The organism is Gracilibacillus lacisalsi DSM 19029, from assembly GCF_000377765.1.
Taxonomy (GTDB): domain Bacteria; phylum Bacillota; class Bacilli; order Bacillales; family Amphibacillaceae; genus Gracilibacillus; species Gracilibacillus lacisalsi.
Genome location: NZ_KB898667.1, coordinates 217,794 through 243,324, shown reverse-complemented (window position 1 = coordinate 243,324; position 25,531 = coordinate 217,794). Strand labels below are relative to the sequence as shown.

Annotated in this window: 28 protein-coding genes; 12 read left to right on the top strand and 16 right to left on the bottom strand. The window is 37.1% G+C overall.

Features of this window, described 5'->3' with window-relative positions; translation table 11 throughout:
* Window positions 1-555: 555 nt before the first annotated feature.
* From D569_RS0111380 to D569_RS0111345, 8 genes are all read right to left on the bottom strand, one after another.
* Window positions 556-1,230 (bottom strand): amino acid ABC transporter permease, encoded by a 675-nt coding sequence (locus D569_RS0111380; RefSeq protein WP_018932546.1) that lies wholly within the window; start codon window positions 1,228-1,230, stop codon window positions 556-558.
* 11 nt (window positions 1,231-1,241) lie between these two features.
* Window positions 1,242-2,120 (bottom strand): transporter substrate-binding domain-containing protein, encoded by an 879-nt coding sequence (locus D569_RS0111375; RefSeq protein ID WP_018932545.1) that lies wholly within the window; start codon window positions 2,118-2,120, stop codon window positions 1,242-1,244.
* A 260-nt stretch (window positions 2,121-2,380) separates the two neighbouring features.
* Window positions 2,381-3,223 (bottom strand): YihY/virulence factor BrkB family protein, encoded by an 843-nt coding sequence (locus D569_RS0111370; protein ID WP_018932544.1) that lies wholly within the window; start codon window positions 3,221-3,223, stop codon window positions 2,381-2,383.
* A complete protein-coding gene (locus tag D569_RS0111365) occupies window positions 3,216-3,503 on the bottom strand; it encodes a YtxH domain-containing protein (protein ID WP_018932543.1) in 288 nt (95 codons plus the stop codon). Before D569_RS0111365 ends, D569_RS0111370 begins: the two co-directional genes overlap by 8 nt.
* A gap of 53 nt (window positions 3,504-3,556) precedes the next feature.
* Window positions 3,557-4,036 (bottom strand): low molecular weight protein-tyrosine-phosphatase, encoded by a 480-nt coding sequence (locus tag D569_RS0111360; protein WP_018932542.1) that lies wholly within the window; start codon window positions 4,034-4,036, stop codon window positions 3,557-3,559.
* 47 nt (window positions 4,037-4,083) lie between these two features.
* On the bottom strand, window positions 4,084-5,745 hold the full coding sequence (locus D569_RS22815; RefSeq protein WP_018932541.1) for a putative bifunctional diguanylate cyclase/phosphodiesterase: 1,662 nt from the start codon (window positions 5,743-5,745) through the stop codon (window positions 4,084-4,086).
* A 90-nt stretch (window positions 5,746-5,835) separates the two neighbouring features.
* On the bottom strand, window positions 5,836-6,204 hold the full coding sequence (locus D569_RS0111350) for a DnaJ family domain-containing protein (RefSeq protein ID WP_018932540.1): 369 nt from the start codon (window positions 6,202-6,204) through the stop codon (window positions 5,836-5,838).
* Between the two features lie 6 nt (window positions 6,205-6,210).
* A complete protein-coding gene (locus D569_RS0111345; protein WP_018932539.1) occupies window positions 6,211-6,858 on the bottom strand; it encodes an MOSC domain-containing protein in 648 nt (215 codons plus the stop codon).
* A 138-nt stretch (window positions 6,859-6,996) separates the two neighbouring features.
* Between D569_RS0111345 and D569_RS24000 the strand changes: the two genes are divergently transcribed.
* The 4 genes from D569_RS24000 to D569_RS0111330 all read left to right on the top strand — a co-directional run bounded on the left by D569_RS24000 (window position 6,997) and on the right by D569_RS0111330 (window position 8,808).
* Window positions 6,997-7,131, top strand: a complete 135-nt coding sequence (locus D569_RS24000; RefSeq protein WP_018932538.1) for a YflJ family protein — start codon at window positions 6,997-6,999, stop codon at window positions 7,129-7,131.
* The gene (locus D569_RS24635) at window positions 7,112-7,339 is read left to right on the top strand and encodes a hypothetical protein (RefSeq protein WP_169336442.1); all 228 of its coding nucleotides are present in this window, start codon (window positions 7,112-7,114) and stop codon (window positions 7,337-7,339) included. The genes D569_RS24000 and D569_RS24635 overlap by 20 nt, the downstream gene beginning before the upstream one ends.
* 185 nt (window positions 7,340-7,524) lie before the next feature.
* Window positions 7,525-8,535 (top strand): rod-share determining protein MreBH, encoded by a 1,011-nt coding sequence (gene mreBH / locus D569_RS0111335; protein ID WP_018932537.1) that lies wholly within the window; start codon window positions 7,525-7,527, stop codon window positions 8,533-8,535.
* Between the two features lie 36 nt (window positions 8,536-8,571).
* Window positions 8,572-8,808, top strand: a complete 237-nt coding sequence (locus D569_RS0111330; RefSeq protein ID WP_018932536.1) for a DUF2164 domain-containing protein — start codon at window positions 8,572-8,574, stop codon at window positions 8,806-8,808.
* Between the two features lie 39 nt (window positions 8,809-8,847).
* Here the strand turns inward: D569_RS0111330 and D569_RS0111325 are convergent, their stop codons facing one another.
* Both D569_RS0111325 and D569_RS0111320 read right to left on the bottom strand, forming a co-directional pair.
* A complete protein-coding gene (locus D569_RS0111325) occupies window positions 8,848-9,573 on the bottom strand; it encodes an anti-sigma factor (RefSeq protein WP_018932535.1) in 726 nt (241 codons plus the stop codon).
* Window positions 9,573-10,133 (bottom strand): RNA polymerase sigma factor, encoded by a 561-nt coding sequence (locus tag D569_RS0111320; RefSeq protein WP_018932534.1) that lies wholly within the window; start codon window positions 10,131-10,133, stop codon window positions 9,573-9,575. The genes D569_RS0111325 and D569_RS0111320 overlap by 1 nt, the downstream gene beginning before the upstream one ends.
* 123 nt (window positions 10,134-10,256) lie before the next feature.
* Here D569_RS0111320 and D569_RS0111315 point away from each other — a divergent pair, with 123 nt between their 5' ends.
* The 3 genes from D569_RS0111315 to D569_RS0111305 are packed head-to-tail and all read left to right on the top strand — an operon-like array spanning window position 10,257 to window position 13,398.
* Complete coding sequence (locus tag D569_RS0111315) at window positions 10,257-11,417, top strand: COG1470 family protein (RefSeq protein WP_018932533.1); 1,161 nt, start codon at window positions 10,257-10,259, stop codon at window positions 11,415-11,417.
* 3 nt (window positions 11,418-11,420) lie between these two features.
* Window positions 11,421-12,383, top strand: coding sequence for an ABC transporter ATP-binding protein (locus tag D569_RS0111310; protein ID WP_018932532.1), 963 nt, complete (start codon window positions 11,421-11,423; stop codon window positions 12,381-12,383).
* Window positions 12,384-12,411: 28 nt separating this feature from the next.
* Entirely contained in the window at window positions 12,412-13,398 is a 987-nt protein-coding gene (locus D569_RS0111305) for an ABC transporter permease (protein WP_051084517.1), read from the top strand.
* A 207-nt stretch (window positions 13,399-13,605) separates the two neighbouring features.
* Here D569_RS0111305 and D569_RS0111295 read toward each other — a convergent pair whose 3' ends face one another.
* From D569_RS0111295 to D569_RS0111280, 4 genes are all read right to left on the bottom strand, one after another.
* Window positions 13,606-14,127, bottom strand: a complete 522-nt coding sequence (locus tag D569_RS0111295) for a hypothetical protein (protein ID WP_156822935.1) — start codon at window positions 14,125-14,127, stop codon at window positions 13,606-13,608.
* 56 nt (window positions 14,128-14,183) lie between these two features.
* Window positions 14,184-14,480 (bottom strand): immunoglobulin-like domain-containing protein, encoded by a 297-nt coding sequence (locus D569_RS0111290; RefSeq protein WP_342662686.1) that lies wholly within the window; start codon window positions 14,478-14,480, stop codon window positions 14,184-14,186.
* Window positions 14,470-14,631, bottom strand: a complete 162-nt coding sequence (locus D569_RS24375; RefSeq protein WP_156822934.1) for a hypothetical protein — start codon at window positions 14,629-14,631, stop codon at window positions 14,470-14,472. The genes D569_RS0111290 and D569_RS24375 overlap by 11 nt, the downstream gene beginning before the upstream one ends.
* 163 nt (window positions 14,632-14,794) lie before the next feature.
* Window positions 14,795-16,411 (bottom strand): RICIN domain-containing protein, encoded by a 1,617-nt coding sequence (locus D569_RS0111280; RefSeq protein WP_018932526.1) that lies wholly within the window; start codon window positions 16,409-16,411, stop codon window positions 14,795-14,797.
* 377 nt (window positions 16,412-16,788) lie between these two features.
* Between D569_RS0111280 and D569_RS0111275 the strand changes: the two genes are divergently transcribed.
* Complete coding sequence (locus D569_RS0111275; RefSeq protein WP_018932525.1) at window positions 16,789-17,670, top strand: DMT family transporter; 882 nt, start codon at window positions 16,789-16,791, stop codon at window positions 17,668-17,670.
* Window positions 17,671-17,696: 26 nt separating this feature from the next.
* Here D569_RS0111275 and D569_RS0111270 read toward each other — a convergent pair whose 3' ends face one another.
* Window positions 17,697-18,467 carry a TIGR01457 family HAD-type hydrolase gene (locus D569_RS0111270; RefSeq protein WP_018932524.1) on the bottom strand — a complete coding sequence of 257 codons (771 nt, stop codon included), beginning with the start codon at window positions 18,465-18,467 and terminating at the stop codon, window positions 17,697-17,699.
* A 252-nt stretch (window positions 18,468-18,719) separates the two neighbouring features.
* On the opposite strand from D569_RS0111270, the gene zwf reads away from it, so the two are divergent.
* The 4 genes from zwf (at window position 18,720) to D569_RS0111250 (ending at window position 23,292) form a co-directional block, all read left to right on the top strand.
* A complete protein-coding gene (gene zwf, locus D569_RS0111265) occupies window positions 18,720-20,201 on the top strand; it encodes a glucose-6-phosphate dehydrogenase (protein ID WP_018932523.1) in 1,482 nt (493 codons plus the stop codon).
* A gap of 68 nt (window positions 20,202-20,269) precedes the next feature.
* On the top strand, window positions 20,270-20,899 hold the full coding sequence (locus D569_RS0111260; protein ID WP_018932522.1) for a cyclase family protein: 630 nt from the start codon (window positions 20,270-20,272) through the stop codon (window positions 20,897-20,899).
* A 295-nt stretch (window positions 20,900-21,194) separates the two neighbouring features.
* Window positions 21,195-21,749, top strand: coding sequence for a tyrosine-type recombinase/integrase (locus D569_RS0111255; RefSeq protein ID WP_018932521.1), 555 nt, complete (start codon window positions 21,195-21,197; stop codon window positions 21,747-21,749).
* A 79-nt stretch (window positions 21,750-21,828) separates the two neighbouring features.
* Window positions 21,829-23,292, top strand: coding sequence for a potassium/proton antiporter (locus tag D569_RS0111250; protein WP_018932520.1), 1,464 nt, complete (start codon window positions 21,829-21,831; stop codon window positions 23,290-23,292).
* A gap of 732 nt (window positions 23,293-24,024) precedes the next feature.
* Here D569_RS0111250 and gndA read toward each other — a convergent pair.
* On the bottom strand, window positions 24,025-25,446 hold the full coding sequence (gene gndA / locus D569_RS0111245) for an NADP-dependent phosphogluconate dehydrogenase (RefSeq protein WP_018932519.1): 1,422 nt from the start codon (window positions 25,444-25,446) through the stop codon (window positions 24,025-24,027).
* Between the last annotated feature and the right edge of the window lie 85 nt (window positions 25,447-25,531).

Genomic DNA, 25,531 nt, shown 5'->3' with positions numbered 1-25,531 from the left:
CGCAAAATTTATACTTTCGTATCTTACAAGAAAAACTAGGAAAGCCCAAAGTAGTTATTTTGACATGAATAATAGGCGTAACAACCGCTCCGGCTGCCCCCTTCCCTTTCCGTGGGGTTTGTCCTTCAGCTAACTTTTTTGAGCAAAACCCGCTCAAAAAAGTGGATCTTCAGGTCAAACGATTCCCACAGGAGTGGAAGGGGGCGGCCTACGCTATTATCAGGCTCTACAACGCTAGCATGAAGTAACAGCTGCTTTTATAATCACGGATAGCGGTCCATTGTTAAAAAAGTCAACCTACTACTTATGACAAGAATTGTTGCACTTTCTCATAGCGGAGACTATTACGTAGACTCCTGCGGGAATAGCGCGAGCCGAAAATCCACTTTGCAAAGTTAGTTGAGGCCGTGCCCGCGGAAAGCGAAGTAATTAGTCGGAGCGTTGGCAAACACACATAAAACATATCAAAATACCTACTTCGTTAAACACGGTCATTGCGCTGATTATATACTTTCTTACCTTTCCAGAAAAAAAATCCGTAGAGAATAAGCTTCTCTACGGATTTGACTTCATAAATTTGCTGAATTTGTTTTCTAACCGTTCTTGAAAAACCGAGATTAGGATACAAACCGGCCAATAAATAAGTGCGACCAACACATACATGGTCAATGAATCGAAGGAGCGACTACCAGCAATTTGCGCCTTTTGGAAAAGCTCTGGCACGGTGATGACTGCCGCTAAAGATGTTGCCTTCACTAAATCTAAAAAGACATTTGTTAACGGTGGTAACGCAATTCTTGTGCTTTGAGGCAAGATAATTTTCATTAGGGCTTGCCAATAGCCAAAACCTAATGCCTTAGCAGATTCCCATTGTCCTTTGGGCACACTATTAATAGATGATCGAATAACTTCCGCAATGTAGGCGGCACTGTTCAAACCAAAACCTAAAATTGCAGCCATGATTGCAGGCATTTTTATGTCAATCATTGGTAAGCCATAATATAAAATAAATAAAAAAACTAAAATTGGTGTCCCACGCATGAACGATATATACACTCTGGCAGGATAACGTAAAAGTACCAAATCTGAACTTCGTCCCAAGGATACAAATAATCCTAACACGAGCCCTAATCCCATACTTGCAAACGATACAACCAATGTCATCGGTAAACCACTTAAAATTAGTGGTAAATTCTCTATCGCTAATTTCACATCAAAAAAATCACCCATGATATCACACCTTATAGATCAAGACCCTCTATTTCTTCAATCTCTCCCTCTGGTTTTTGTGAAGCATCTTCTTGATAAAACTCTATCGCTAATTCAGTTAAAGTTCCGTCTTCTCTCATTTCTGCTAATGTTTCATTAATTTTTTGCTGCAATGTTTCTGCGTCTAAATCCATCACTACAGCTTGTTCTGTTGGGTGGAACTTTAAATCAGGATGCAGATGAATATCTAGTTCAGGAAAGCCACCTACACCAAATTTAGATAAATAATAATCATTGACAATCACGTCTGTATTGCCATTATCCACATCGCGTAAATAGGCTTCATTTGGTGCATTTCCATAAGTAACCACTTCTGCACCAAAATGTTCAGCGATCTGACTGTAAATCGTTGTCGCTCCACCACCAGCACGTTTACCTTCTAAGTCTTCCAGGCTCTCTATTCCTGAATTATCTTCTTCTCGTACTACCATAGTCGAATAAGAATATTTATATGGTTCTGAAAAAGCAAACTGTTTTTTTCGATTATCTGTAGCCTCAATATCATTAACAGCTACATCAATTCTACCACTTTCCACTGCTGGTAACATACTGTCAATTCCCATTATTTCAAAACTAACCTCTAAGTCGAGACGCTCTGCTATTTCTCTCATAACCTCGACATCATAACCTGTCAAGTTATCATTTTCGTCATATGTAGAAGCACCAATTAAAGTACCTGATGTGCCTGCTACAATCTCACCTTTCTCCTGAATCTCATCCCATTTTTCTGACTTGAGTTCTTCTGTAGCGTTCGTGTCATCTGAAGCTGTCTGATTCTCGTCACCTTCTCCACACGCTACAAACAAACTAATAAAAGCGAGTAAACTGAATAACAGCAATAACTTCCTCATCGTAAAACGCACCCCTTTGTATTTGTTATATTATTTTTCTCTATTAAAAGATAACAGTTTATTTTTATTATTTCAATGTTTTTACTATCTGTTTCATATATTTTTATATTACTGTTATATTCCATTTTTTTCTTGAACACTATTCAGAAAAAAATAAATAGGACTGTCACACTGTCAGTTCACGTTTCAAACAATTGAAATCAATAAACGAACTCGTGTGAAACAGTCCCATTTTTCAACAATGGATATTTCATTTTGCTTTATCTGTTCCTTGCCCTCTTTTCAATTTGGGCGTTGATTTCGCCTCCAACGATGATAATCATTCCTGATAAGTAGAACCAGATCATCAGAATAATAACTCCCCCAAGGCTACCATATGTAGCTGAATAGTTGCCCATCGATGTTACGTAGTAAGAAAACGCGAGTGATGTCAGTTGCCAACAAATAGTAGCAAATATGGCTCCGATGTAGACATGTTTAAAATAGACACGCTTACTAGGCGCCATTCGGTATAACATCGTTAAAACTATAAAGAAGATAATGGAGGAAATGACCCATCTTAAGGTGTTCCACATATCCAAGAAACCTTGTGATAATCCGAAAAATGAAAAGAGATACACTCCAATCATTTTTCCGAAGATCGGTAATAGAAAGGCGACAACTATGACAAGTAACATCGCGATTGTTAAGATAATCGATATCCCTCTCATTACTATAAAAGAACGTTCTTCCTCAATATTATAAGCCTTGTTAAACGAGCGCACTAATGCGTTAATCCCATTGGAAGCAGACCAAAGCGTACCAATTATCCCGATTGATAATAAGCCACCATTACGGTTGTTCATGATTTGTCCGAGATTATCATTTAACATGGTTACAATTTCCTCTGGTGCATACGTGGCAACAAAATTCATGACATTAATTTCATCAAATGGTAAGTAACCAACTAATGTTATCAAGAAAATCATAAAAGGAAATAACGATAGCAGAAAAAAATAAGACAATTGCGCCGCTAAACCCGGTACATCGTCTCTCGTTATTCGCTCTATCAATTGCTTGATAAAACGAACTAAACGATTATTTACAAATGGATTCTTAACCATTGTCATCTCGTTTGTCTATTTTTTCAGTCAGTTCTTGTAATTGATGAAGCATATTTAATGCAGAGGTTAGTCCTGTAGCAAGCTGTTCGGAACATCTGGCATAATTTGAGTTTAATTGATGGATGGCATCTGCTGGATTTTTAGCATAATAGGTTGCCTTGTTGCCACAAACCTGTAGTTTCCTTGTCACATATGATCGTGTTTCGCGATCACTTAATGTAATAAGTCCTCCAACAATTGCTCCTGCAAGTATACCTTTAAGTAATCTTTCTTTTCCCATGACCTCTCAACCCTTCTGATCTTAGTTTTTCATCGCTTACTACTATGGAAGCCTCACTTGATGTCTAAATTATGTTTATTGGTGATGTAGGCAAATAATTGCTCACAGCCTTCTTTCACTAACTCATACGTGTAATCAAAGTTTTTTGTAAAATATGGATCAGGTACATTTTGTTCTTTGGGCTGATCCACAAAGTCCATCAATTTTTTCACAGTCACACCAGATGCTTGATACGAAAATTGTGATAAATCATCCATGTTTTGCTGATCCATTGCAATGACATAATCAAAGTCTTCTATATCATTTGCTTGCATTTGTCTCGCTTTTTGTCCGTGATACGAAATATTTAATTCATCTAGTTTTGCTCTTGTTCCTTGATGTGGAGGATTCCCTATATGCCAATCACCTAACCCTGCTGAATCAATTACAAACTGGTCTTCTACTCCCTTTTCCTTGACGATATGACGAAATACCGCTTCGGCCATTGGAGATCTGCAAATATTTCCTAAACAAATAAACAATACTTTAATCATATAATACCACCTCAACAATATCTTAATCCTGTTTTCTTCAAGAAGTCCTATGAAAATGCTAATAATTTCTCTTCAATTAAATCCGCCTCAAGCGGTTTACTATAAAAATACCCTTGATAATAATCACATTTCTGATTTCTAATAAATGAAAGAATTTGTTCGCCTTCCACACCTTCTGCTACTACCTTCAAACCAAACGTATGCCCCAATTGAATCATTGCTTTTATAATTTCCGCACTTCCGGATTCTTCAAACAATTCCTTAATAAAAGATTGATCTATTTTCAAATAATTAATCGGAAACTTTTGCAAATATCCCATCGAAGAGTACCCTGTCCCAAAGTCATCGATCGATAAGGAGACACCCATAGAACGTAGCTCATTCATCATTTCGATACATTCTTCGGTATTTTGCATCACACTGTTTTCCGTAATCTCTATTTCTAAATAATTGGGATCCATGCCGGTTTCCTTTATAACTTGTTTGACTCGCGACAGAAAATCTGGGTTCTGTAATTCAACAGCAGAAATATTAACTGCAACCATTACTGGATTCGCCCCGCTCTTCTGCCATCTTACAAATTGCTTACACGCTTCACGTAACACCCATTCCCCAATTTGATCGATCATCCCAATTTCTTCAGCAATTGGGATGAAAAGAGATGGCGGTATTTTGCCTTTCTTCCCATGTTCCCAGCGAATCAATGCTTCTACTCCAACAATCTCATTAGTATGTACGTCCACTTTAGGCTGATAGGATAGCGTAAATTCGTTAAATTTGAATGCTTTACGAATATCTGATTCTAATAATATCAGTTCATTATATTGTTTACTCATTTCATCCGTATATTCACTAATACGATTGCCACCTTGGACTTTACCATAATGAACAGCTACACTTGCTCGATTGATATAGTCCTCTGTTTTGCAAGCTTTTTCGTTCATACAACATATCCCAATTGTCGCTGTCATATAAAAATCATGCTTAGAGATAATAATTGGTTGTCTGACCACCTGTAAAATCTGTTCTGCAAATGCTTTTACATCCGCTACTTCTTGGTCAATAACGATAACAAACTCATCTCCACCCAAACGATAGACTGAACACGTTTCCCGGATAGCTTCCTTTAAACGGTCTGCTATTAATGTGATTACCTGATCACCAGCAAATTGTCCTAACGTATCATTGACATTCTTTAACCGATCCAAATCACAAATCATGATTGCTTTCGGTTTTTCATTTTGTTTATTATGTATCATTCTATCTAAATCATCAAGTAACTTTTGTCGATTAGGAAGCTTGGTAAGGATGTCGTGGGTTGCCATAAATTCTAACTGTTGTTCAGATTTTTCAAATGACGTAATGTCAATAGTAGTCCCTACTACCTCTATCACTTCGCCATCTTTTATAACTGGGGATAACATGGTGTATAAATAATGGTTATGAAAATGGTGTCTATACGTGATTTCTTTACCTGTAAATGCCTGGGTGAGCTTACTATTCTGTAACGATAAAAATTCCGAGTTGAATTCCTGATTAGTAGACGGCATTATATCAGGCAATTCCAATTGTTCTTTCAACTTCCCCGATAGAAATGAACAATAGAATTGCCCTTTTCGCTTCCGAATTACGAACATAAGGTTCATGTTATGATGTAATATTCTTAATAAATCGTTCGCACTTGAATATAGATTGTTTTCGCGTGGCATAATAGTCACCTTTATTTTTTATTTTCTTCTAGTATACGTGAAAAGGTTACATGAAAAAAGTACTATATCCTAACTTTTCTACATTTTTCCTTAAAATAACCGATTAATTTTACTGCTATATCTTTTGTATGCGGAAGATTGTTTCATATTTCTTTTGTCTAGGAGCATTTGAAATTGTAATTCTTTTTCAGATATTCGTTTCTCGAGACGTTGTTTGTCCAGATCGTCTGTACAATATTTCAGCAAATCTCGTAATGACGCTAACTCTTTGTTTATTTGTACTTCTTCAGGCAAATATCCACTATTCTTCATGATCCGATAACTCATTCGTAGTTCTGCTGGCACATGTTCTAGCGGGTCTTTCTTTAGTGGTTTTCCCTTTCCTTCTATCTGATCAAACTCACCATCTTTCATTGCTTGTTTAATTCGTTCTTCTGCAAGTTGTGAAAATACGTCCATCTTGTATCATCCTAACTTTTCAATTCGTTTCGTTAAACTTCTTTTGACATTGGCTGCTAAAGCATCTAATTGAAGGTATTGTTCCATTCTTTCTTTGTTTTTTCGGTCCTGAAATAAGCAATCAAATACGTCCACTGGTGTTACCTTTTGCGGATCTTCTTTCACTTTGATTAATCGGTCTGTAGGCTTTACTACCCCTTCTTTGAGCACACGGAAGTAATAACCGCTATAACCTGTTTTCGTTACGACAGCTGGCATATCCGGAATACCGTGTACTTTGGCTATTTTATAGCACGGCTGTCTTGGCTGTGAAACTTGAATCTCTGCTTCCCCAAGCTGAAAAATGTCTCCGATATATAAATCCTGCTCTGTTAAACCATTTATTGTTATATTCTCACCAAAGGACGGATATGCAAAACTTCGCTGATACTTTTCTTCCCAATACTGATAATGACTGCTCGGATACATTAATAACGCTTTTTCTTCTCCACCATGGTTTTTAAGATCCGCTTGTCCATCATCCTCAAATCCTGTGACTGTTAAATAGTTGGGGTGATGTGTAGGTGTTTTTTTAAAGCCAGTTTTAATCTCCTGACCGTCCAAATGATGGACTGTAGGTTTTCCTACGTTTAAGGATGCAATTACATATGACACGTCCAAAACTCCCTTTTCAACATACTTATTATCATTATACTAAAAATTTCTAGAAAGAATTAATAATAAACTCTTTTCAATTCATTTTACAGATGATAAAATGGCTCCTGCAATATTAATGGTAAGGGGTGTTGAGCGATGCATGTAGGAAGCAAAGGCTGGTACGTAGAAAAATTGAAGGAAAAAGGTGTGCGCTATATTGAAGGTAGAAAAATTGAAAAATATAAAGCACATATCCTTGCAAATTTATTAGATGAAAAAGAAAATAATTAATATATTAACAGGTCGAGCGATCGACCTGTTTTTTGTTGTGTTACATACAGAAACGATTGGTCTTACAAAAGTGAACGCGGACATTCGTTCCGTTATTTGTAACAAAAATGCTCTTTTTAAGCACAATCGGACATCCATTCCGCTATTCATGGATAATTGTACTAATTCAGGCCAAAATGAAGCAAATAAAGGATTCAATGTCCGCTAACATTAAAAAATGAATGTTATTCCATCAAATAACGCACCAAATGTCCGTTCAACAAACACTAGCAACAAGACAGCTTTTCCCTTGTAACGAAATTGTTAAAATCCTCCATGTCATCTACGGTCATAATTCCTTACGAAAAACAGAATAACTATAGAAAGAGATTATACTTAATTGGAGGTAACACCATGTTTTCAAATACAGAAATTGGAATAGATTTAGGAACAGCAAATATCCTTATATATACAAAAAATAAAGGGATCATCTTAAATGAACCATCCGTCGTTGCGGTCGATACCAGAACAAATCAAGTAGTAGCAGTCGGTAATGAAGCCAAAAACATGATCGGGAAAACTCCGAGAAACATTGTCCCAATCCGTCCATTAAAAGACGGAGTCATTGCCGATTTTGATATGACAACTCAAATGCTTAAGGCTTTCTTGAAGAAAGTCAGTAAGAAGGCTGGTGTATCTACACGTAAACCGAGCGTTGTTGTGTGTACACCATCAGGAAGTACCGCTGTGGAACGAAGAGCAATTGATAATGCAGTCAAAAGCTTTGGTGCTAAAGAAGTACATCTAATTGAAGAACCGGTAGCAGCTGCAATTGGTGCTGATTTACCAGTAGCAGAGCCACAAGCTAGTATGATTGTTGATATTGGTGGTGGTACGAGTGAAGTAGGTATTATTTCATTTGGTGGTGTTGTTGCTAGTAGGTCTGTTCGTGTAGGTGGTGACCATATGGATGAAGAAATTATCCAATATATTAAGCGTCAGCACAATGTTCTAATCGGGGAAAGTACGGCTGAAAAAGTAAAAATGGAAATTGGTTATGCACATCAGGATCATCCTGAAGAAGAAATAGATGTCAGAGGCCGGGATCTCGTAACAGGTTTACCAAAAGTAATTACGTTACGTTCCTCTGAAGTACACGATGCGTTTAAAGAAGTATTAGAATCGATTTTACATGCGATTACGGAAACACTTGAAAGCTGCCCACCAGAATTAAGTGGTGATATTGTTGACCAAGGTATTACGATTACTGGTGGTGGTGCGTTATTAAAAGGTATGCAGCAATGGCTATCTAACGAAATCAATGATGTACCTGTACATCTTGCAGATAATCCATTGGAATCTGTTGCAGTTGGCACAGGTCGTTCCTTACAAATGATTCAGAAATTGCAAAAAGCAGTTAAATAGTCTGGTATAATGGGGAAAAACGAAAGGAGTTTTTCCATGCAGACACCTTTTTCCTTACCTAAAGAGAAACGGGATGAAATGATTATTGCGATCCAGGATTATTTTGCCGCTGAACGACAGGAAGAATTGGGCAATTTAGAGGCCGAATTTATACTTGATTTTTTCATGGTAGAGTTGGCACCTTTCTTTTATAACCAAGGAGTGAAAGACGCACATCAGTTTTTAAGTGAGAAATTAGAAGATGTGTTTGAGATTGAGAAAGTCGAAAAGTAGTTAGCTTCTGTTCACGAGAATCATATCCCGTGAACAGACTTACTTTTCAATATCTACATAGAATGTTTCAGGTCCAGTTGGTCGATGGCTACCTCCCGGTGGTTCGACGCTTCCTTTCATAATACGGAAATCAGACAAGTCTTCTACTCGATATAACACCCTTGCTGATCCATTTTCAACTATAATGAGATCACCATTTATGTTTCCATTCTTATCAATTATCCAAATCTGATAATCATTATTATAAATATTAGTTAACCCCTCCATCTCCAATAAAATTTCTTGTGTTTGTGGATTAATCCAGACCATCCCTTCCATTTCATCAAAATCTTCATAAGGCTTAATCGGTTGGCTGTCGACGACCGGGTTATTCATAAACACTTGATCACTCATGATATCTTGATTTTGGTATACTTCATAATCAGGTTCCACTGTCTGCTGTACTTTCAAAATGTCTGTCAAACTAAAGCATAGAATCACTATAACTATTACACCAGCTAATCCGAACAAAGGCATTTTCCATTTGATCAGACGTTGTTTAAGAGATCGCTCCACAAGTAGTGATTGATCAATTTTTTCTTTTAGCTTGGCTGAAGGTTGAAGATCTTCATCCATTTCTAATGTTTCCTGCCAAAAAGCTAATGTTTGTTGACACTTCACACAATCCTCTACATGACGTTGAATGCCTTGAGCTTCTGATTCTGATAGCTGACCTTGTAGATAATCAACTAATTTTTCTTCTGATATATGGTTATCCTTCACCATTACTTGTCACCTCCACCAGAACCGATCCAACGCAATAATGATTTTTGTTTTTTTAAACTTTGTAAACCATAACGAATCGATGATTTCACTGAACCTAGTGGACGATTGGTTGTTAGGGCAATCTCTTTTTGAGTGAATTGGTCATAATACATATGATAAATAGCCTGCTGCTGTGATAAAGGAAGCTGAAGAAGTGCTGCCCGCAGGATATCTTTCTCCATTTTCTCTATTACAAATTGATCTGCTGCCGGACTGGCATTGGTAATGATATCTTCCAGTTTATCGGCTAACACCTCAGGTTTTTTCCGTAACCTGTCGATCGCTCTCGACCTAGTTTTCACCGCAACCCAGGCTTTAATACTGCCTCTAGATGCTTGATATTGATCAGACCTTTGATAGATTTCAATAAATACTTCCTGTGTAATATCTTCTGCTTCTGGGCGATTCGCTAACACTTTATAGGCAATTTGAAAAATATATTGATGATATCGTTGATAGAATTCGTCGAACGCTTCTTGATTACCTGCACGCATTTGTTCCAACAACAAATAATCATCCACTTACACCGCCCCCTTCCCTTTTTAATTTCTATTTTACAAATTTTTTTGAAAATGACAAATCCAAAATCTTTTTTCCTCCGTATCACTTGATGAATAACCAATAAACATAAGGGGGAATTCAAAATGCTTCGCAAGAAATTAGCGATCTCGTTAACTATTTTATTAGGCTTATCACTTTTTGCTCCGCTTAGCAGTGTGTTTGCTGCTGGTGGTCTAACGTTGTACACACCTTACACAGGATTATCTGTTACACCTGGTGAAACATTAACGTATGATGTCACAGTTATTAATGACAATTCTTCGATTCAGAATGTGTCTTTTGACGTGAATGGTCTGCCGGAGGGATGGGATTCTGCAATCACAGCCGGTGGAAATGATATTAGTCAACTATCGATTCGTGGAAATAATGAGCAGGAAATTTCTCTAGAAGTGACGGTTCCGCTTGAAGTTGAAAAAGATGATTACTCATTCGAACTCGTTGCTGATGGGGAAGATGATGCGTATGCAGAATTACCATTTGTCACAAAGGTTACAGAGGAAGGAACGTTTAATTCCGAGTTTAGTTCTGATCAACCGAATATGGAAGGACATGCAGATGCTACTTTCTCTTATTCTGCCACATTACGTAACCGGACAGCAGATGAACAGACCTATGCTTTATCAGCAGGAGTAGGTGAAGGCTGGGGTGTTCAATTTCAAGCTGATGGTAACAATGTAACTTCTGTCACATTAGAACCGAACGGATCGAAGGATATCACAGTGGAAGTAACGCCACCAACTGATGTGAAAGCAGACACCTATGAAATACCAATCAGTGCCGCCAATAGTTCGACATCATCTGAACTGACACTGGAGGCCGTTATTACTGGTTCTTATGAAATAGCTGTATCGACACCTGATGGAAACTTAAGTGCAGATGTTACAGCTGGAAATGATCGAACCATTGATCTCGTGGTAGAGAATACCGGAACTGCAGCGTTAAATGATATTTCCCTTTCTGCCTCCACTCCGCCAAATTGGGAGTCTGAATTTGACGAGAGCTCCATTGCTACGTTAGAAGCGGGTGAATCGAAAACAGTGAAAGCTACGTTAACAGCACCAGATGATGCTATTGCCGGTGATTATATCACTACCTTTACAGCGAAAACGTCTGAAGCATCTTCTGACGCGGATTTCCGAGTATCTGTGGAAACATCGACGTTATGGGGAATTATAAGTGTATTAATCATCTTAGCAGTAGTAGGTGGGCTATACTTTATTATTAGAAAATACGGGAGGAGATAATCAATGGTTGAACCGATTATTCAACTCGATCACATCTCCAAAAAATATGATCAACAATACGCCGTAAATGAGCTGACATTATCGATTGAAAAAGGAGAAATCTTTGGTTTGTTGGGTCCTAACGGTGCAGGTAAATCTACTTCTATTCTAATGATGTTAGGATTAAGTGAGCCGACAAGTGGTAGAGTCCAAGTATGTGGCATGGACTCAACAACCAATCCACTCGCCGTTAAGAAAAGAGTTGGGTATTTACCAGATGATCTTGGTTTTTATGAACAAATGACAGGCTATGAGAATTTACTTTTCACTGCTAGTTTAAATGCTATTCCTCGTGCTATCGCAGAAGAGCGGGCAAGAGATTTATTAACAAAAGTCGGCCTAAAAGAATCAGGCGATAAAAAGGCAGGCAAATATTCACGTGGTATGCGTCAACGTTTAGGCTTGGCCGACGTTTTAATGAAAGACCCTGAAGTAATCATTCTAGATGAACCTACACTCGGGATTGACCCTGAAGGTGTTCGTGAATTACTTGCATTAATTAAACGGCTAAACCAAAAGGAAGGAATTACGGTACTTCTTTCCTCTCATCAACTCCATCAAGTACAACAAATTTGTGATCGTGTTGGTATTTTTGTTAAAGGAAAATTACTCGCGGAAGGTAATGTCGAAGGTTTAGCGAAACAATTATTTTTTGAAGATTCATTTGTCGTCTATGCCAAGGCTAATCCGGTTGATAACAATTTAAACGAACAATTACAGGATTTAGCCGGAGTAAATCGAGTTGTGGAAACCGATGAACATGTAGAAATCTATGCCGAAACAGATATCTCTTCTGCAGTAGCAAGAACCGTTATAGAAGCAGGCGCTGATTTATTTTACATCAGAAAAAAAAATTATGGTTTAGATGAAATCTATCACCGTTATTTTGAAGGGGGTGACGAAGGTGGTAAAGCTTCAAGCGCTTAAAAAGTGGATACCTGAGATAAACTTAGAAATGCGTTCAAATAATAATGACAATCTCCAAGCATTTAAAGCACTTGTTCGCAAGGAGTTCACAGACTATATGACAAGCTGGCGAATCATCATTATGTTAGCTTTAATTGTGCTAACTTGTGTTGGTTCCCTTTATACTGCGATTACTTCCATTCAGGATGCAATAGATGCCAATGAAGAAGCTAAAGAAATCGCCAAAAGCTCGTTTCTTTTCTTAAAATTATTTACGATTTCTGATGGTACTTTACCATCTTTTATTACCTTTGTTTCGTTTTTAGGCCCACTTCTAGGAATTGCGCTTGGCTTTGATGCTATTAATTCTGAACGTAACAAAGGGACATTGAGTCGGCTTATGGCACAACCAATCCCGCGCGACTATGTACTAAACGCAAAGTTTACGGCAGCCTTATTGTTAAATACGGTACTTTTTGTTGCATTAGGGTTTATGGTAATGGCACTCGGGATCTTGATTCTTGGTATCCCTCCGACCGGTGAAGAATTTTTGCGGATTCTTTGCTTTCTCGTTTTATGTATTGCCTATATCGCCTTTTGGCTAAATCTGGGGATTCTTTTTTCTGTACGCTTTAAACAACCCGCAACTTCTGCCTTAGCAGCGATTGCTGTCTGGATTTTCTTTAACATTTTTTATCAGATGATTGTGGAATTGTTTTCAAAATCGATTTTGAATCCCGAAAACATTACAAGTACAGTTGATGCTATTAGTAGACAGGGGGTTGTCCTTAATCTAATGAGACTATCCCCAAACTACCTATTCACGGAATCGACGACAACACTTTTGTCACCATCTGTACGAAGCTTAGGACCATTAACCGTTGAACAAACGACTGGAGCGATTGCTGGTCCATTGCCATTAAGTCAAAGCTTAATGTTAATTTGGCCACAATTAACAGGTTTAATCGCAGCAACGTTAATCTGTTTTACGATTTCATATTTGTTATTTATGCGCCAAGAAATTCGATCAAAATAAAACAATGGATGGTTAAAACCAGTGAGCGATCATACTCACTGGTTTTTTATCGGGCATTTTTTTGAAGATATCGGGCGCTTTTTTGAAGATATCGGGCACTTTTCGTGTTATATCGGGCACTTTTTTTATTTTATCGGGCACTTTCACTAGATTCTTCTACTTTTATCTTTAATAATAAAACTAAATCACCTTGTTCTATCATTCTGTTTACTGCCTCTTCATCTTGTAGATCCATTGTGCGGAGTGTATTTCTATTAGTTTCTCATATCCGGCAAGTAGTTTGGTTTCTCCTAGTTCTAACTCTACTTCGCCATCACCAAAGGCATAATCCCATGTAGTACGAGATTTTTCTTCCTCCAATGTTATCGCTTGCTGTACGTTTGCTCCAGGTGAATAAAGATAAGCTATTGTATCTTCTGTTTCAGTATTTATCATTCCAAAACCAATATTACCTTCTTCCACTTTATTTGGACTGTCATAGTAGAATAATTCTATTAACGGTTTTTCGGCTGTTTCACCATCTTCATATTTTTCTACCCAAAGAGTTACACTTCTCTGATCTGCATCTGGTAAATAAAAGTTAAAATCGAAGATATTGCCTAAATTTAAATCAGTAAATGTCTTCTCATATTCCGAATCTGCATTCACCGAAATAGTAGGTACCTCAGATTGATCGTTAGCACAACTAGCACAAACTACAAATAATATAATAAACATCATCATTTTCAAACATTTAATAGTAACTCCTCCCACTACAAAGACGTAAATTCCATTATTTCTCTTAGTTATTCAATCTCAAATTCTGTTGCTAAAGTTATTTCCTCGCTAATTGGTTTTACTACTCGATATTTCCCGGAAGAAAGATTATGTTTTAATTGATTAGTGGAAATGTTTTGAGTATATGATTCATTTGGTTTTACCATAATACCAATCGTTTGAAATTCTGTATCATCTTTAAACGGAATTTGATACCAGGAGCCGTCTATATATCTTTCCATATAATATATAAGACCGAAATTTAAATTAGAGGCACTATTGTTCGTTATCTCTAATGTTATCTGGTCTACTTTTTTAGATTTTATCTAGTTTCAGTTCATAATTGCCTTGCTCAAGTATTTCACCATCATCAGACTTTGGCAACTCATCTGTTAAATCCTTGTTACAGCCAGCTAGTAAAATCAATACGAACGATAATATATAAACAAAACCTTGAAATTGTTTAACATTCATCATAAACTCCTTTCAGATAAGCTATTCCATCTATTATAACATCATATTTACTACTCTCTTAAACATCGAATGATTTGAACCTTACTTAACTTGCTTTTTCACAATTACCAAAATACACAAAATAGCTAACCACTTTTGAGTTAAGTGATTAGCTATTTTCCGCTTACTAGTTTACCTGTTCAATGTTCCATTGCTGATTAGCACCTTTATTATCACTCCACTGTACCACGTTCCCTCCATCTTCACTTGACTTTGCTTCTACTTCAAGTGTTTTCCCACTATTACGATTTATAAATCTTAAGTAGCCATCAGTATTTTGAATAATTGACCATTGTTGATTTATGCCATTTAAGTTCGACCACTGTACTATGTTTGCTCCGTTCGCAGTTGAGAAATCGTAGACGTCTATCGCCTTACCACTATTTTGATTTATAATATTGTAATATCCATCACCATTCCGGACAAATGACCAATTCTGGCACGAACAACCATTTGCAGTCCATTGTTGAATATTTGCTCCATCACTTGTACTTGCATTAGTCACTTCTAAAAGCTTTCCACTATTTCTATTTACTATTTGATAAAAAGAATTAGAATCAAAGGATACTGAATTAAATTCGCTATTTCCTGAAATCGTATTGTTACTTCCTGCCTCATTGCTTACTAACGCGCCATCTGTATCTATATTATTGTTAGTGATTTCGTTATAATTAGAATCACCTGTAAGGCGAATTCCTGGATTGCTGTATCCTGAATAAGTTGATATCAAATTATTTGAGATCGTATTATTACTTCCGGGAGCAAGTCGTATCATTGATTCAGGATTTAATGACGTGTTATTTTGGACAATCGTATTATTAGTAAAGGTATTGTCATTAGCCTGAATTAAAATACCATGAATTCTTGAATCAATAACTGTATTTCCTGTAATTGTATTATTGTTTGCACCTGTTAAAACAAAAATCCCTCTTGGATAACTTTGAATCACGTTATCTTCTACTATATTATATGCCCCACCATTAGGTATCCGAATCCCGCCATAGCTATCTTGCTGTTGTTGCGTATTGATTACTTGGTTGTTTCTAACAGTTGTATAAGTAGCACGAGATAAATTAATTCCACTTCCACCCGTTGAATTCGTGATTACGTTGTTAGTGATTTCTACATTAGTAAATTCACCAACCGGATAGTTTTCATCTCCGGTTGCGATCGAGTGACCACTTGTTTGGTCAAACACACTATTCGTAATAACGGAATCTCGCATTCTTCTTAATATGGCACCATTTGTAGCATCTTTAATTTCAATACCGTCTAATCTTAAATTACTAACTTCTGCATCAATGTTGATTCCACCTATTTGACTTAGTCCCTGCGAAGATCGATTCGCTCTATCAGCATCAAATGTTATATCTGAAACGCTTACATTTAAGTTAACGGAATTGGAATGTAAAATTGGATTTCCTACTACATAATTAGCACTGGTACCCATTTTTTTAATGATAGTTTGTCCTCTTCCATCACCAACTAAGTTAACTCCCTCATGGAAACGAAGTGCTTCATCTACATAATAGGTACCAGCTGGAATATAAACGGTCCCTTCTTCACCTTGGTCATAAAAATAGCGCATAGCGTCGTGAAGTGCTTCCGTTTGAGATGAATTCTCCCCTGGCGTTACACCAAAATCAGTTGCGTTTACAGTTTCTGCATGGACACTAGAGTTAACAAATCCAATTGCAAAAATGCTTAGTAACACAAAACAGCTTATCAGTTTATAAAATTTCAATTTTAAACGCTCCTTAATTAAGTTTTTTAATATGCCGCAAAGTTGTGGAAGTGCTTTAATTAGTTTCATTCAAGAAGTGGTAACAAACAATATGTCAGTAATAGTTTTTTAGAATTGTTTACAGCAGAATGGTTGAGTTAGTGTTTAAGATTAGCCAAAAGGGATAAATTCTTATCATTTCACCTACTTTCTATCAAGTATTATTTAGAACTTAGCACATGTCATTTTCTCCATCAATAGGACATTTTTGCCAAAAAAATACATTATTGCATATCTCTAACTAATGGTATCTATTGGCGATTTAAAAACGATATCAGCCACTTCCCCTTCCTTCTTCTATGAAAAAATGTTATGCTCCTTCTGTTGGAGGTGAAAACATGAAGGCTTATCTTCTTTTAATATTAGCAGCGATCTTTTATGCAGGGAACTTAATAGTTGGGAAGCCTGTTGCACAGGAAATACCTCCGATTACATTGTCTTTATTCCGCTATCTTATTGCATTGATAGTAATTTTTCCGTTTGGTTATCGGGAGTGGAAAAACAATAAGGATTTATGGAAAAAGGAATGGAAAGCGATTCTTGCTTTATCTGCTACAGGACTTGTATTATTTAATATTTTCGTATATTTAGCATTAAACTATACCACATCCATCAATGCTGGGATTGTCGAGGCAACCGCTCCTATTTTCACCTTAATTCTTACATTTTTATTGTTTAATGAACGTTTTTCACAAAAGCAATTGATTGGCGTCTTTATTTCCTTATTTGGTGTCTTCTTTGTGATCACCAAAGGTTCATTGGAAGTTATTATGAGTTTACAGTTTAATAGTGGAGATCTGATTATGATTCTAGCCATGATTACGTGGGCGTTTTATTCAATTTTTATCAAACAACATACTTGGAAATTCCCTACTTATGGTGCGCTACTTGTTATGACCGTGGTCGCTATTATCATGTTTATTCCATTAATGACACTCGAAATCGGACAAATCCAAACGATAAACTGGTCTTGGAAGGTTATCTCTGGCCTGCTTTATTTGGGGATATTCCCTTCACTTGTTGCACTGATTGCTTATAACAAAGGAATTGCAGCAATCGGACCATCGAGAGCATCTGTCTTTCTTAATCTCATCCCGGTCTTTACCATGATCGGTGCTGTAATCTTTTTAGGGGAGCAGCTCACATGGATTCAAGTGATTGGAGCGTTATTCGTTATCTTTGGTGTCCTGATCACAAATCGAGTGAAAGCAAAAAAATGAGCCGTCATCACTACGGCTCATTTTTTTTACTCATCAAACGTCCATTCTGCTAAGCTATCAATCGTAAATGTTGGCTGTTTTTCGATTGATTTAAGATCTTCTTTTGTAGTTACTCCAGTATGTACCAACAACGAATCTATCCCTGCATTAATCCCTGCCAAAATATCTGTCGCATAATTGTCTCCGACCATTAAGGTATCTTCTTTTGCAGTACCTAATACTTCAAGCGCCTGCTCAACAATAATCGATTCTGGTTTTCCGATAAATTTCGGCTCGATACCTGTAGTTACCGATAATACAGAAATCAAGGAACCAGCTCCAGGTAAAAATCCTCGTTCCGTCGGCAGTGCTACATCACCATTTGTCGCAACAAAACTTGCTCCTGCCCGAATATTGAGCGCCCCTTTTGCTAACTTCTCATAATTAATGGTTCGATCTAATCCCATTACAACAAATTCTGCACCTTCCTCAACGATTTCCAAGCCACATTCTTCTAGCGCCATATGTAGCCCTTCTTCACCAATTGGATAGACCTTCGCACCTGCTTTTCGTTCTTGTATGTAGCTTGCTGTTGCCATACTCGTTGTAAAAACGTGCTCCGTCGTACTCGGCACTCCCATATCGACTAATTTTTTTGAAACATCACTCGGATGTTTCGTTGAATTATTTGTTAAAAAAAGATATGGTAAACCTCTACGGTCTAGCTCCTTCACAAAATCAATCGCTTCGATTATTTTTTCGGTTCCTTTATAGACTGTCCCATCTAGATCGATTAAAAATCCTTTATATTTTTGCATGATATCCTCCTGAATTTTTTGAAAATTCCATGTATTTCATTTGTCATTTTCACAATACATGATAGTATATATTTATGACAATAAAGACTTAGCAGTTATTTGTATGTTATCATGTTAAATAATTTAACAGAAGTATTTAACATGATAAAATATTTAAGTATGCTGTTACTTTAGTGAATTACATAGTTAAGCATATCGTGACACATATGCGCTTAACTCGTAAATAAACAAGTAGAAAGGTAGTTAAAGTTCATGACAACGAATAACCCAAAAGCAGTAATTGTGATTTTTGGTGCAACAGGGGATCTAGCTAATAGAAAACTTTATCCTTCCATTTACAGACTTTACCGAAATGGAAAGTTATCCGATAACTTTGCCGTAATTGGCGTGGCAAGACGTCCATGGACAAATGACGTATTTCGTGACAAAGTAAAAGAATCAATCGATAATTTCGATGATCCTCATATTGACAAAGATGAATTCGCAAGTCACTTCCACTACAATCCATTTGATATCCAAGACCTTGAACACTATCAAGAATTGGAAGCATTAATTAAAGAATTAGATGCTAAGCATGAAACAGATGGTAATCGTCTATTCTATTTCTCTATGGCACCTAATTTCTTCGGAACACTTGCAGCTAACCTTAAATCAGAAGGTTTGACAACGACACAAGGATGGACTCGCCTTGTTATCGAAAAACCGTTTGGTCATGATTACCAATCAGCAAAAGAGCTAAATGACCAAATTCGCGAAGCATTTTCGGAGGATCAGATTTATCGTATTGACCATTACCTTGGGAAAGAAATGGTTCAAAATATCGAAGTTATCCGTTTTGCCAATGCTTTATTTGAACCATTATGGAATAACCAATATATTTCGAATATCCAAATTACCTCAAGTGAAGTTCTTGGTGTAGAAGAGCGCGGACGTTATTATGATGGTGCAGGTGCATTAAAAGATATGGTACAAAACCACATGTTGCAAATGCTTGCACTGATTGCAATGGATCCGCCAATTAAATTAACACCAGAAGAAATTCGCGGTGAAAAAGTAAAAGTATTACGTGCTTTACGTAAGTTAAATGAAAATGAAGTAGATGATTACTTTGTTCGCGGTCAATATGACAAAGGGATGGTAAATGGCGAGGAACTACCTGCATACCGAGAAGGTAACGGTGTAGATCCTGAGTCTAATACTGATACGTTTGTTGCGGCGAAATTAATGATCGATAACTTCCGCTGGGCAGGTGTTCCATTCTACATCCGCACCGGAAAACGGATGAAACGTAAATCAACGGAAATCGTAGTAGAATTTAAAGATTTACCAATGAACCTATACTATGATAAAGAACATGAAACCAAATCAAACCTTTTAGTGATTCATGTCCAGCCAGATGAAGGGATTACGTTACATGTGAATGCGAAGAAAGGCGACTATAATGCGTCTTCTACACCAATCACATTAAGCTATGATAATAACTCAGAAGATAAAATGAATACGCCGGAAGCATATGAGACGTTATTACATGACTGTATGCGCGGTGATTCTACTAACTTTACTCACTGGGATGAGGTTGCATTATCATGGCAGTTTGTTGATGTAATAGCAAACGCATGGTCGAAGAAAAAAGCTGATTTCCCTAACTATACATCAGGATCAAATGGTCCAGAAGAAGCAGATCTTTTATTAAATAAAGATGGTTTCGAATGGTGGGACGTTAAGTCTGAATAAAGATACAAGGCAATCAATCAATGTTACGTTGGTTGATTGCTTTTTCATATCAAAGAGGAGGATTTTAGATGAAATTTTATGATATCTCGATGGATATTTACCCTAACATGCAAGTCTGGGAGAATATAAAAGAGAATAAACCCGTTTTCGATAGACAAACAAATGGTCATGTTACCGCAACTACCGCTACACTTGGATTGCACACTGGCACCCATATCGACGCCCCATTACACATGATTAATAATGCCGATACCTTTGAAACAATCCAATTAGAGCGACTGGTACGAAAAGTGAAAGTGCTCGATTTGGAAAACGTAGAAGATGGTATTACTCGATCAGATTTGGAAGCGCATACGATAGAATCAGGCGATTTTCTGCTATGTAAAACGAAAAATTCTTATTATTCTAGTGAACATTTTGACTTTAACTTTATTTATTTAAAAGAAGATGGCGCAGATTACCTAGTGAAAAAAGGAATTGAAGGTATCGGTATTGATACATTAGGAATTGAGCGGAGCCAAGAAGGTAATCCTACTCATCGAAAATTGTTTCGTGATGACATCATTATAGTGGAAGGTTTGCGATTAAAAGATGTTAAGCCTGGGGAGTATTTTATGGTAGCAGCACCTTTAAAATTAGTCGGAACCGAAGCAGCACCAGCGAGAGTGTTGTTGTTTGATCAATGGCCAAGTTCTTAATTTTAGCTTGGAGATTCTTACAGACACTTTATGCAAATTTGATACATTTTTGTCCGTAAGAAGGATTCTTACGGACAATTCAATCTAATGTTACTTTTTTCTGTCCGTAAGATTTGTTTTTACGGACAATTTTATCTGGTTTTTTCTTTTTCTGTCCGTTAGATCCGTTCTTACGGACAGTTTTTCATAAATTCTCAATTAGTTGTCCGTAAGGTACTTATGGATGCAAATTATTTTATATGTTACATAACCCATGATATAATTTATATTAAGTAACTTAAATGGAGCGATGGTAATGGAATTTGTAATGCCTATAAAGGATGTAAATCATATTAGAAAAATAAAAGCCTATCTAAAAAAGCGCTCTTTTCGTGACTACCTGTTATTTGTATTTGAAATTAATACAGGTCTTCGTATCAACGAACTTTTAGCAATTAAAGTTGAACAAGTGTGGGATGGTGAAACACCAAGGGAATTTATCGAATCCACCAGTGATAAAACTTCCTCTATTTATTTAAACACAAAAATCCGTTCTGCTATAAAGCAATATATGCTCCAATCCACTCTATCTTCTGAAGACTACTTATTTATAACGAAAAATGGAACATCCCCTATTACACGTCAGCAGGCATACCGTATCATCAATAAGGCAGCACGAGAAATTGGCATTCATGATAAGATAGGCACCCATACATTACGAAAAACATTCGGTTATCACGCTTATAAAAAAGGAATAGCTATCTCACTCATAAGGGATATTTATGGTCATTCCTCTACATCAGAAACACTTCACTATATTGGAATAGACAAAAAAGAGTCAACAACGATTAAAGTAGATGTAAATTTATAAAATAAGACTATGATTACATTGCTGTTGTGTGTGGTCTTACAGACAATTACATTGTGATAAACGAAAAGGGGAAATGCCGATGATAGGTGACTTATTTACGACAGAATACTTTATTTTAACGATCGGATTATTGTTCATTATTGGCGTTATCACGACTAAATTCTCCAGTAGAATTGGCGTACCTGTGCTAATACTCTACATTGCTATAGGTATGCTATTTGGCAGTGATGGCCTTAACTTTATTTACTTTAGTGATTATAATCTTACCCAACTAATTGGGATGTTAGCACTTGTTATTATCCTATTTGAAGGTGGTCTCCAGACAGAATGGAAGAATATCCGCCCAGTAATTGGCCCCTCTATCTCATTAGCGACACTAGGTGTCCTAATTACTTCAGTAGTAGTTGCAATTGCTGCGAAATTTATTCTGGGTGTTACTTGGTTAGAAGGATTCTTGTTTGGTGCAATCGTTGGTTCTACTGATGCAGCAGCAGTTTTTGCTGTTCTGAAAGGTCAAAATATTAAGCAAAGAATTGGATCGACATTAGAAGCTGAGTCAGGGTCTAATGATCCGATGGCAATGATCCTAACTATATCTTTCATCGAATTGATCACGAATGAACAAGCATCTTACTTTTCTCTAATCGGTACGTTTTTTTGGCAAATGCTTGTTGGTGTTTTAATCGGTCTCCTAATGGGATTTATAGCTGTTTATTCCATCAATAAAATAAATCTAGATTCAAGTGGATTATACCCAGTATTTGGTCTGGCATTTGCATTATTAACATTTAGTCTCTCGGACCTTATGCAGGCTAGTGGTCTATTAGCTGTTTATGTACTAGCCGTGTATATTGGAAATGCAGAAATAGCTTATCGCCATTCGATTTTCCGTTTTAATGAAGGGATTGCATGGATTGCGCAAATTCTGATGTTTACGATATTAGGACTTCTTGTTTTTCCAAATGATTTATTTTCATTCGATATTATTTGGCAAGGACTAGTTATTTCCCTAATCTTAATTTTCTTGGCTCGTCCTATTGCTGTTTTTATCAGTACGATAAAGCAAAGTTATAGTTTCAAAGAAAAAATCTTTCTATCGTGGGCAGGTTTAAAGGGTGCGGTTCCTATCGTATTAGCCACCTTCCCGATGGTAGCAGAATTAGATAATGGACAGCTATTTTTTAATGTTGTATTCTTCGTTGTACTACTATCCGCTTTAATCCAAGGTTCAACGATTTCAGTTGTTGCTGATAAACTCGGATTATCAGGGCGCACTCGGGTGGAACCGATGCACAGCCTAGAACTCATTTCGATCGGAAAAGCAAATGCAGAAATGGTTGAGTATGAGGTGCGTGATCAAGTAAATTTGATAGGTGAACAATTAGTAAATATTGATTTTCCTAAAGATGCTTTAATAAGTGCAATTATAAGAAATAATGAATTGGTTACCCCAACTGGTGACACCATCATTAAAAAAGGTGATATTTTATTTATTTTAGTATCTAAAAAGAACAAGACACAATTGAAGAAATTATTAAGATAAGAAAAGCGCAGAGCGCCCGTCTAGAAACGTAGCGGATGGAACGAATCAACTGAGATAAAGGAATCACGGTGAGTTTACGAACCGATGATGACTTATCGTAGGGCAATTCGTGAAGTCGCCTAGTTTCTGGGCGCTCGGAGCTAGACATCTGCGCAAAATTTATACTTTCGTATCTTACAAGAAAAACTAGGAAAGCCCAAAGTAGTTATTTTGACATGAATAATAGGCGTAACAACCGCTCCGGCTGCCCCCTCCCTTTCCGTGGGGTTTGTCCTTCAGCTAACTTTTTTGAGCAAAATTCGCTCAAAAAAGTGGATCTTCAGGTCAAACGATTCCCACAGGAGTGGAAGGGGGCGGCCTACGCTATTATCAGGCTCTACAACGCTAGCATGAAGTAACACAGCTGCTTTTATACTCATGGATAGCGGTCCATTGTAAAAAAAGCAACCTATTACTTATCACAATAGTTGTTGCATCTCTTATAGCGGAGACTAATTACTTAGACTCCTGCGGGAATAGCGCGAGCCGAAAATCCACTTTGCAAAGTGTTTTTCTTTGCAAAGTTAGTTGAGGCCGTGCCCGCGCAAAGCTAAGTAATTAGTCGGAGCGTTTTCAACCACCAAAAAATATGTCAAAATAACTACTTCGTTAAACACGGTCATCGAGCTGATTATATACTTTCTTACCTTTTAAGAAAAACCTCTTGCTTTTAAGCAAGAGGTTTTCTCAATATTAATCTTCTAACCACTCTGTATGGAACACGCCTTCTTTGTCGTTACGTTGATACGTATGAGCACCAAAGTAGTCACGTTGTGCTTGTAGTAAGTTTGCTGGCAATGTTTCTGTACGGTAGCTGTCATAGTAAGCTAATGCACTTGCAAAGCCTGGTACTGGAATACCGCGTTCCATTGCGATAGAAAGTACTTTACGTAGTGATGTTTGATAGCTTTCCACGATCTCTTTGAAATACGGATCAAGTAGTAAGTTCGCAAGTCCTGGATCACGATCATATGCTTCTTTAATTTTTTGAAGGAATTGTGCACGAATGATACATCCACCACGGAAGATCATAGAGATGTCACCATAGCGCAAGTTCCAGTCATTTTCTTCAGAAGCTGCACGCATTTGCGCGAAACCTTGTGCATAAGAAACAATTTTACTCATATAAAGTGCTTTACGGATAGCTTCGATAAGCTCGTCTTTATCACCTTCATATGGCTTGTCCCCAGCAGATGGTCCTTGTAGTACTTTGCTTGCTGCTACACGCTCTTCTTTCATGGCAGAGATGAAACGTGCAAACACAGATTCCGTGATAACCGGTAAAGGTACACCTAAGTCTAGGGAGCTTTGGCTTGTCCATTTACCTGTACCTTTTTGACCTGCTGTATCAAGGATCACATCAACCATTGGTTTACCTGTTTCTTTATCTTTCTTCTTGAAGATATCTGTGGTAATTTCGATTAGGTAACTGTCTAATTCTCCTTTGTTCCATTCGCCAAATACTTCATGAAGCTCCTCTGCACTAAGTCCAAGTACGTGTTTCATAATGAAATATGCTTCACAGATTAACTGCATATCGCCATACTCGATACCGTTGTGTACCATTTTGACATAGTGACCAGCACCGTTTGGTCCGATGTATGTAACACAAGGGTCGCCGTTAACTTTTGCAGAAATTGCTTCAAAGATAGGCGCTACTTTATCATAAGCTTCTTTTTGTCCACCTGGCATAATAGAAGGTCCTTTAAGTGCTCCTTCTTCCCCACCAGATACACCAGTTCCGATGAAGTGGATACCAGATTCGTCTAATTCTGCGTTACGACGCATCGTATCTTTAAAGAATGTGTTACCACCGTCGATTAAGATATCTCCTTCATCTAGAAGTGGTTTTAAGGAAGCAATCGTTGCATCTGTTGCAGGACCAGCTTTGACCATCAACATGATTTTACGAGGTTTTTCTAATGACTCAACGAATTCCTCGATCGTTTCTGCTCCAACAAAATTTTTACCTTTTGCTTCATTATTTAAAAATTCTTCTGTTTTTTGATAAGTTCTATTAAATACTGCTACAGAGTATCCTCTGCTTTCCACGTTAAGCGCAAGGTTTTTACCCATAACAGCAAGACCTATCACACCAAATTGTTGTTTCGCCATTCTCTTATTCGCTCCTTTTTTTCACTATGTATTATTCCATTGTCTATTTTAGCACGAAATCGAATATTACTGTAGTGATCTGAAA

Bases quoted from the DNA above. Each gene is read 5' to 3' on its own strand.
- D569_RS0111380 (WP_018932546.1), bottom strand. From the start codon at position 1,230: ATGGGTGATTTTTTTGATGTGAAATTAGCGATAGAGAATTTACCACTA.
- D569_RS0111375 (WP_018932545.1), bottom strand. From the start codon at position 2,120: ATGAGGAAGTTATTGCTGTTATTCAGTTTACTCGCTTTTATTAGTTTG.
- D569_RS0111370 (WP_018932544.1), bottom strand. From the start codon at position 3,223: ATGGTTAAGAATCCATTTGTAAATAATCGTTTAGTTCGTTTTATCAAG.
- D569_RS0111365 (WP_018932543.1), bottom strand. From the start codon at position 3,503: ATGGGAAAAGAAAGATTACTTAAAGGTATACTTGCAGGAGCAATTGTT.
- D569_RS0111360 (WP_018932542.1), bottom strand. From the start codon at position 4,036: ATGATTAAAGTATTGTTTATTTGTTTAGGAAATATTTGCAGATCTCCA.
- D569_RS22815 (WP_018932541.1), bottom strand. From the start codon at position 5,745: ATGCCACGCGAAAACAATCTATATTCAAGTGCGAACGATTTATTAAGA.
- D569_RS0111350 (WP_018932540.1), bottom strand. From the start codon at position 6,204: ATGGACGTATTTTCACAACTTGCAGAAGAACGAATTAAACAAGCAATG.
- D569_RS24000 (WP_018932538.1), top strand. From the start codon at position 6,997: ATGCATGTAGGAAGCAAAGGCTGGTACGTAGAAAAATTGAAGGAAAAA.
- D569_RS24635 (WP_169336442.1), top strand. From the start codon at position 7,112: ATGAAAAAGAAAATAATTAATATATTAACAGGTCGAGCGATCGACCTG.
- mreBH (WP_018932537.1), top strand. From the start codon at position 7,525: ATGTTTTCAAATACAGAAATTGGAATAGATTTAGGAACAGCAAATATC.
- D569_RS0111330 (WP_018932536.1), top strand. From the start codon at position 8,572: ATGCAGACACCTTTTTCCTTACCTAAAGAGAAACGGGATGAAATGATT.
- D569_RS0111325 (WP_018932535.1), bottom strand. From the start codon at position 9,573: ATGGTGAAGGATAACCATATATCAGAAGAAAAATTAGTTGATTATCTA.
- D569_RS0111315 (WP_018932533.1), top strand. From the start codon at position 10,257: ATGCTTCGCAAGAAATTAGCGATCTCGTTAACTATTTTATTAGGCTTA.
- D569_RS0111310 (WP_018932532.1), top strand. From the start codon at position 11,421: ATGGTTGAACCGATTATTCAACTCGATCACATCTCCAAAAAATATGAT.
- D569_RS0111305 (WP_051084517.1), top strand. From the start codon at position 12,412: ATGCGTTCAAATAATAATGACAATCTCCAAGCATTTAAAGCACTTGTT.
- D569_RS24375 (WP_156822934.1), bottom strand. From the start codon at position 14,631: ATGATGAATGTTAAACAATTTCAAGGTTTTGTTTATATATTATCGTTC.
- D569_RS0111275 (WP_018932525.1), top strand. From the start codon at position 16,789: ATGAAGGCTTATCTTCTTTTAATATTAGCAGCGATCTTTTATGCAGGG.
- D569_RS0111270 (WP_018932524.1), bottom strand. From the start codon at position 18,467: ATGCAAAAATATAAAGGATTTTTAATCGATCTAGATGGGACAGTCTAT.
- zwf (WP_018932523.1), top strand. From the start codon at position 18,720: ATGACAACGAATAACCCAAAAGCAGTAATTGTGATTTTTGGTGCAACA.
- D569_RS0111260 (WP_018932522.1), top strand. From the start codon at position 20,270: ATGAAATTTTATGATATCTCGATGGATATTTACCCTAACATGCAAGTC.
- D569_RS0111255 (WP_018932521.1), top strand. From the start codon at position 21,195: ATGGAATTTGTAATGCCTATAAAGGATGTAAATCATATTAGAAAAATA.
- D569_RS0111250 (WP_018932520.1), top strand. From the start codon at position 21,829: ATGATAGGTGACTTATTTACGACAGAATACTTTATTTTAACGATCGGA.
- gndA (WP_018932519.1), bottom strand. From the start codon at position 25,446: ATGGCGAAACAACAATTTGGTGTGATAGGTCTTGCTGTTATGGGTAAA.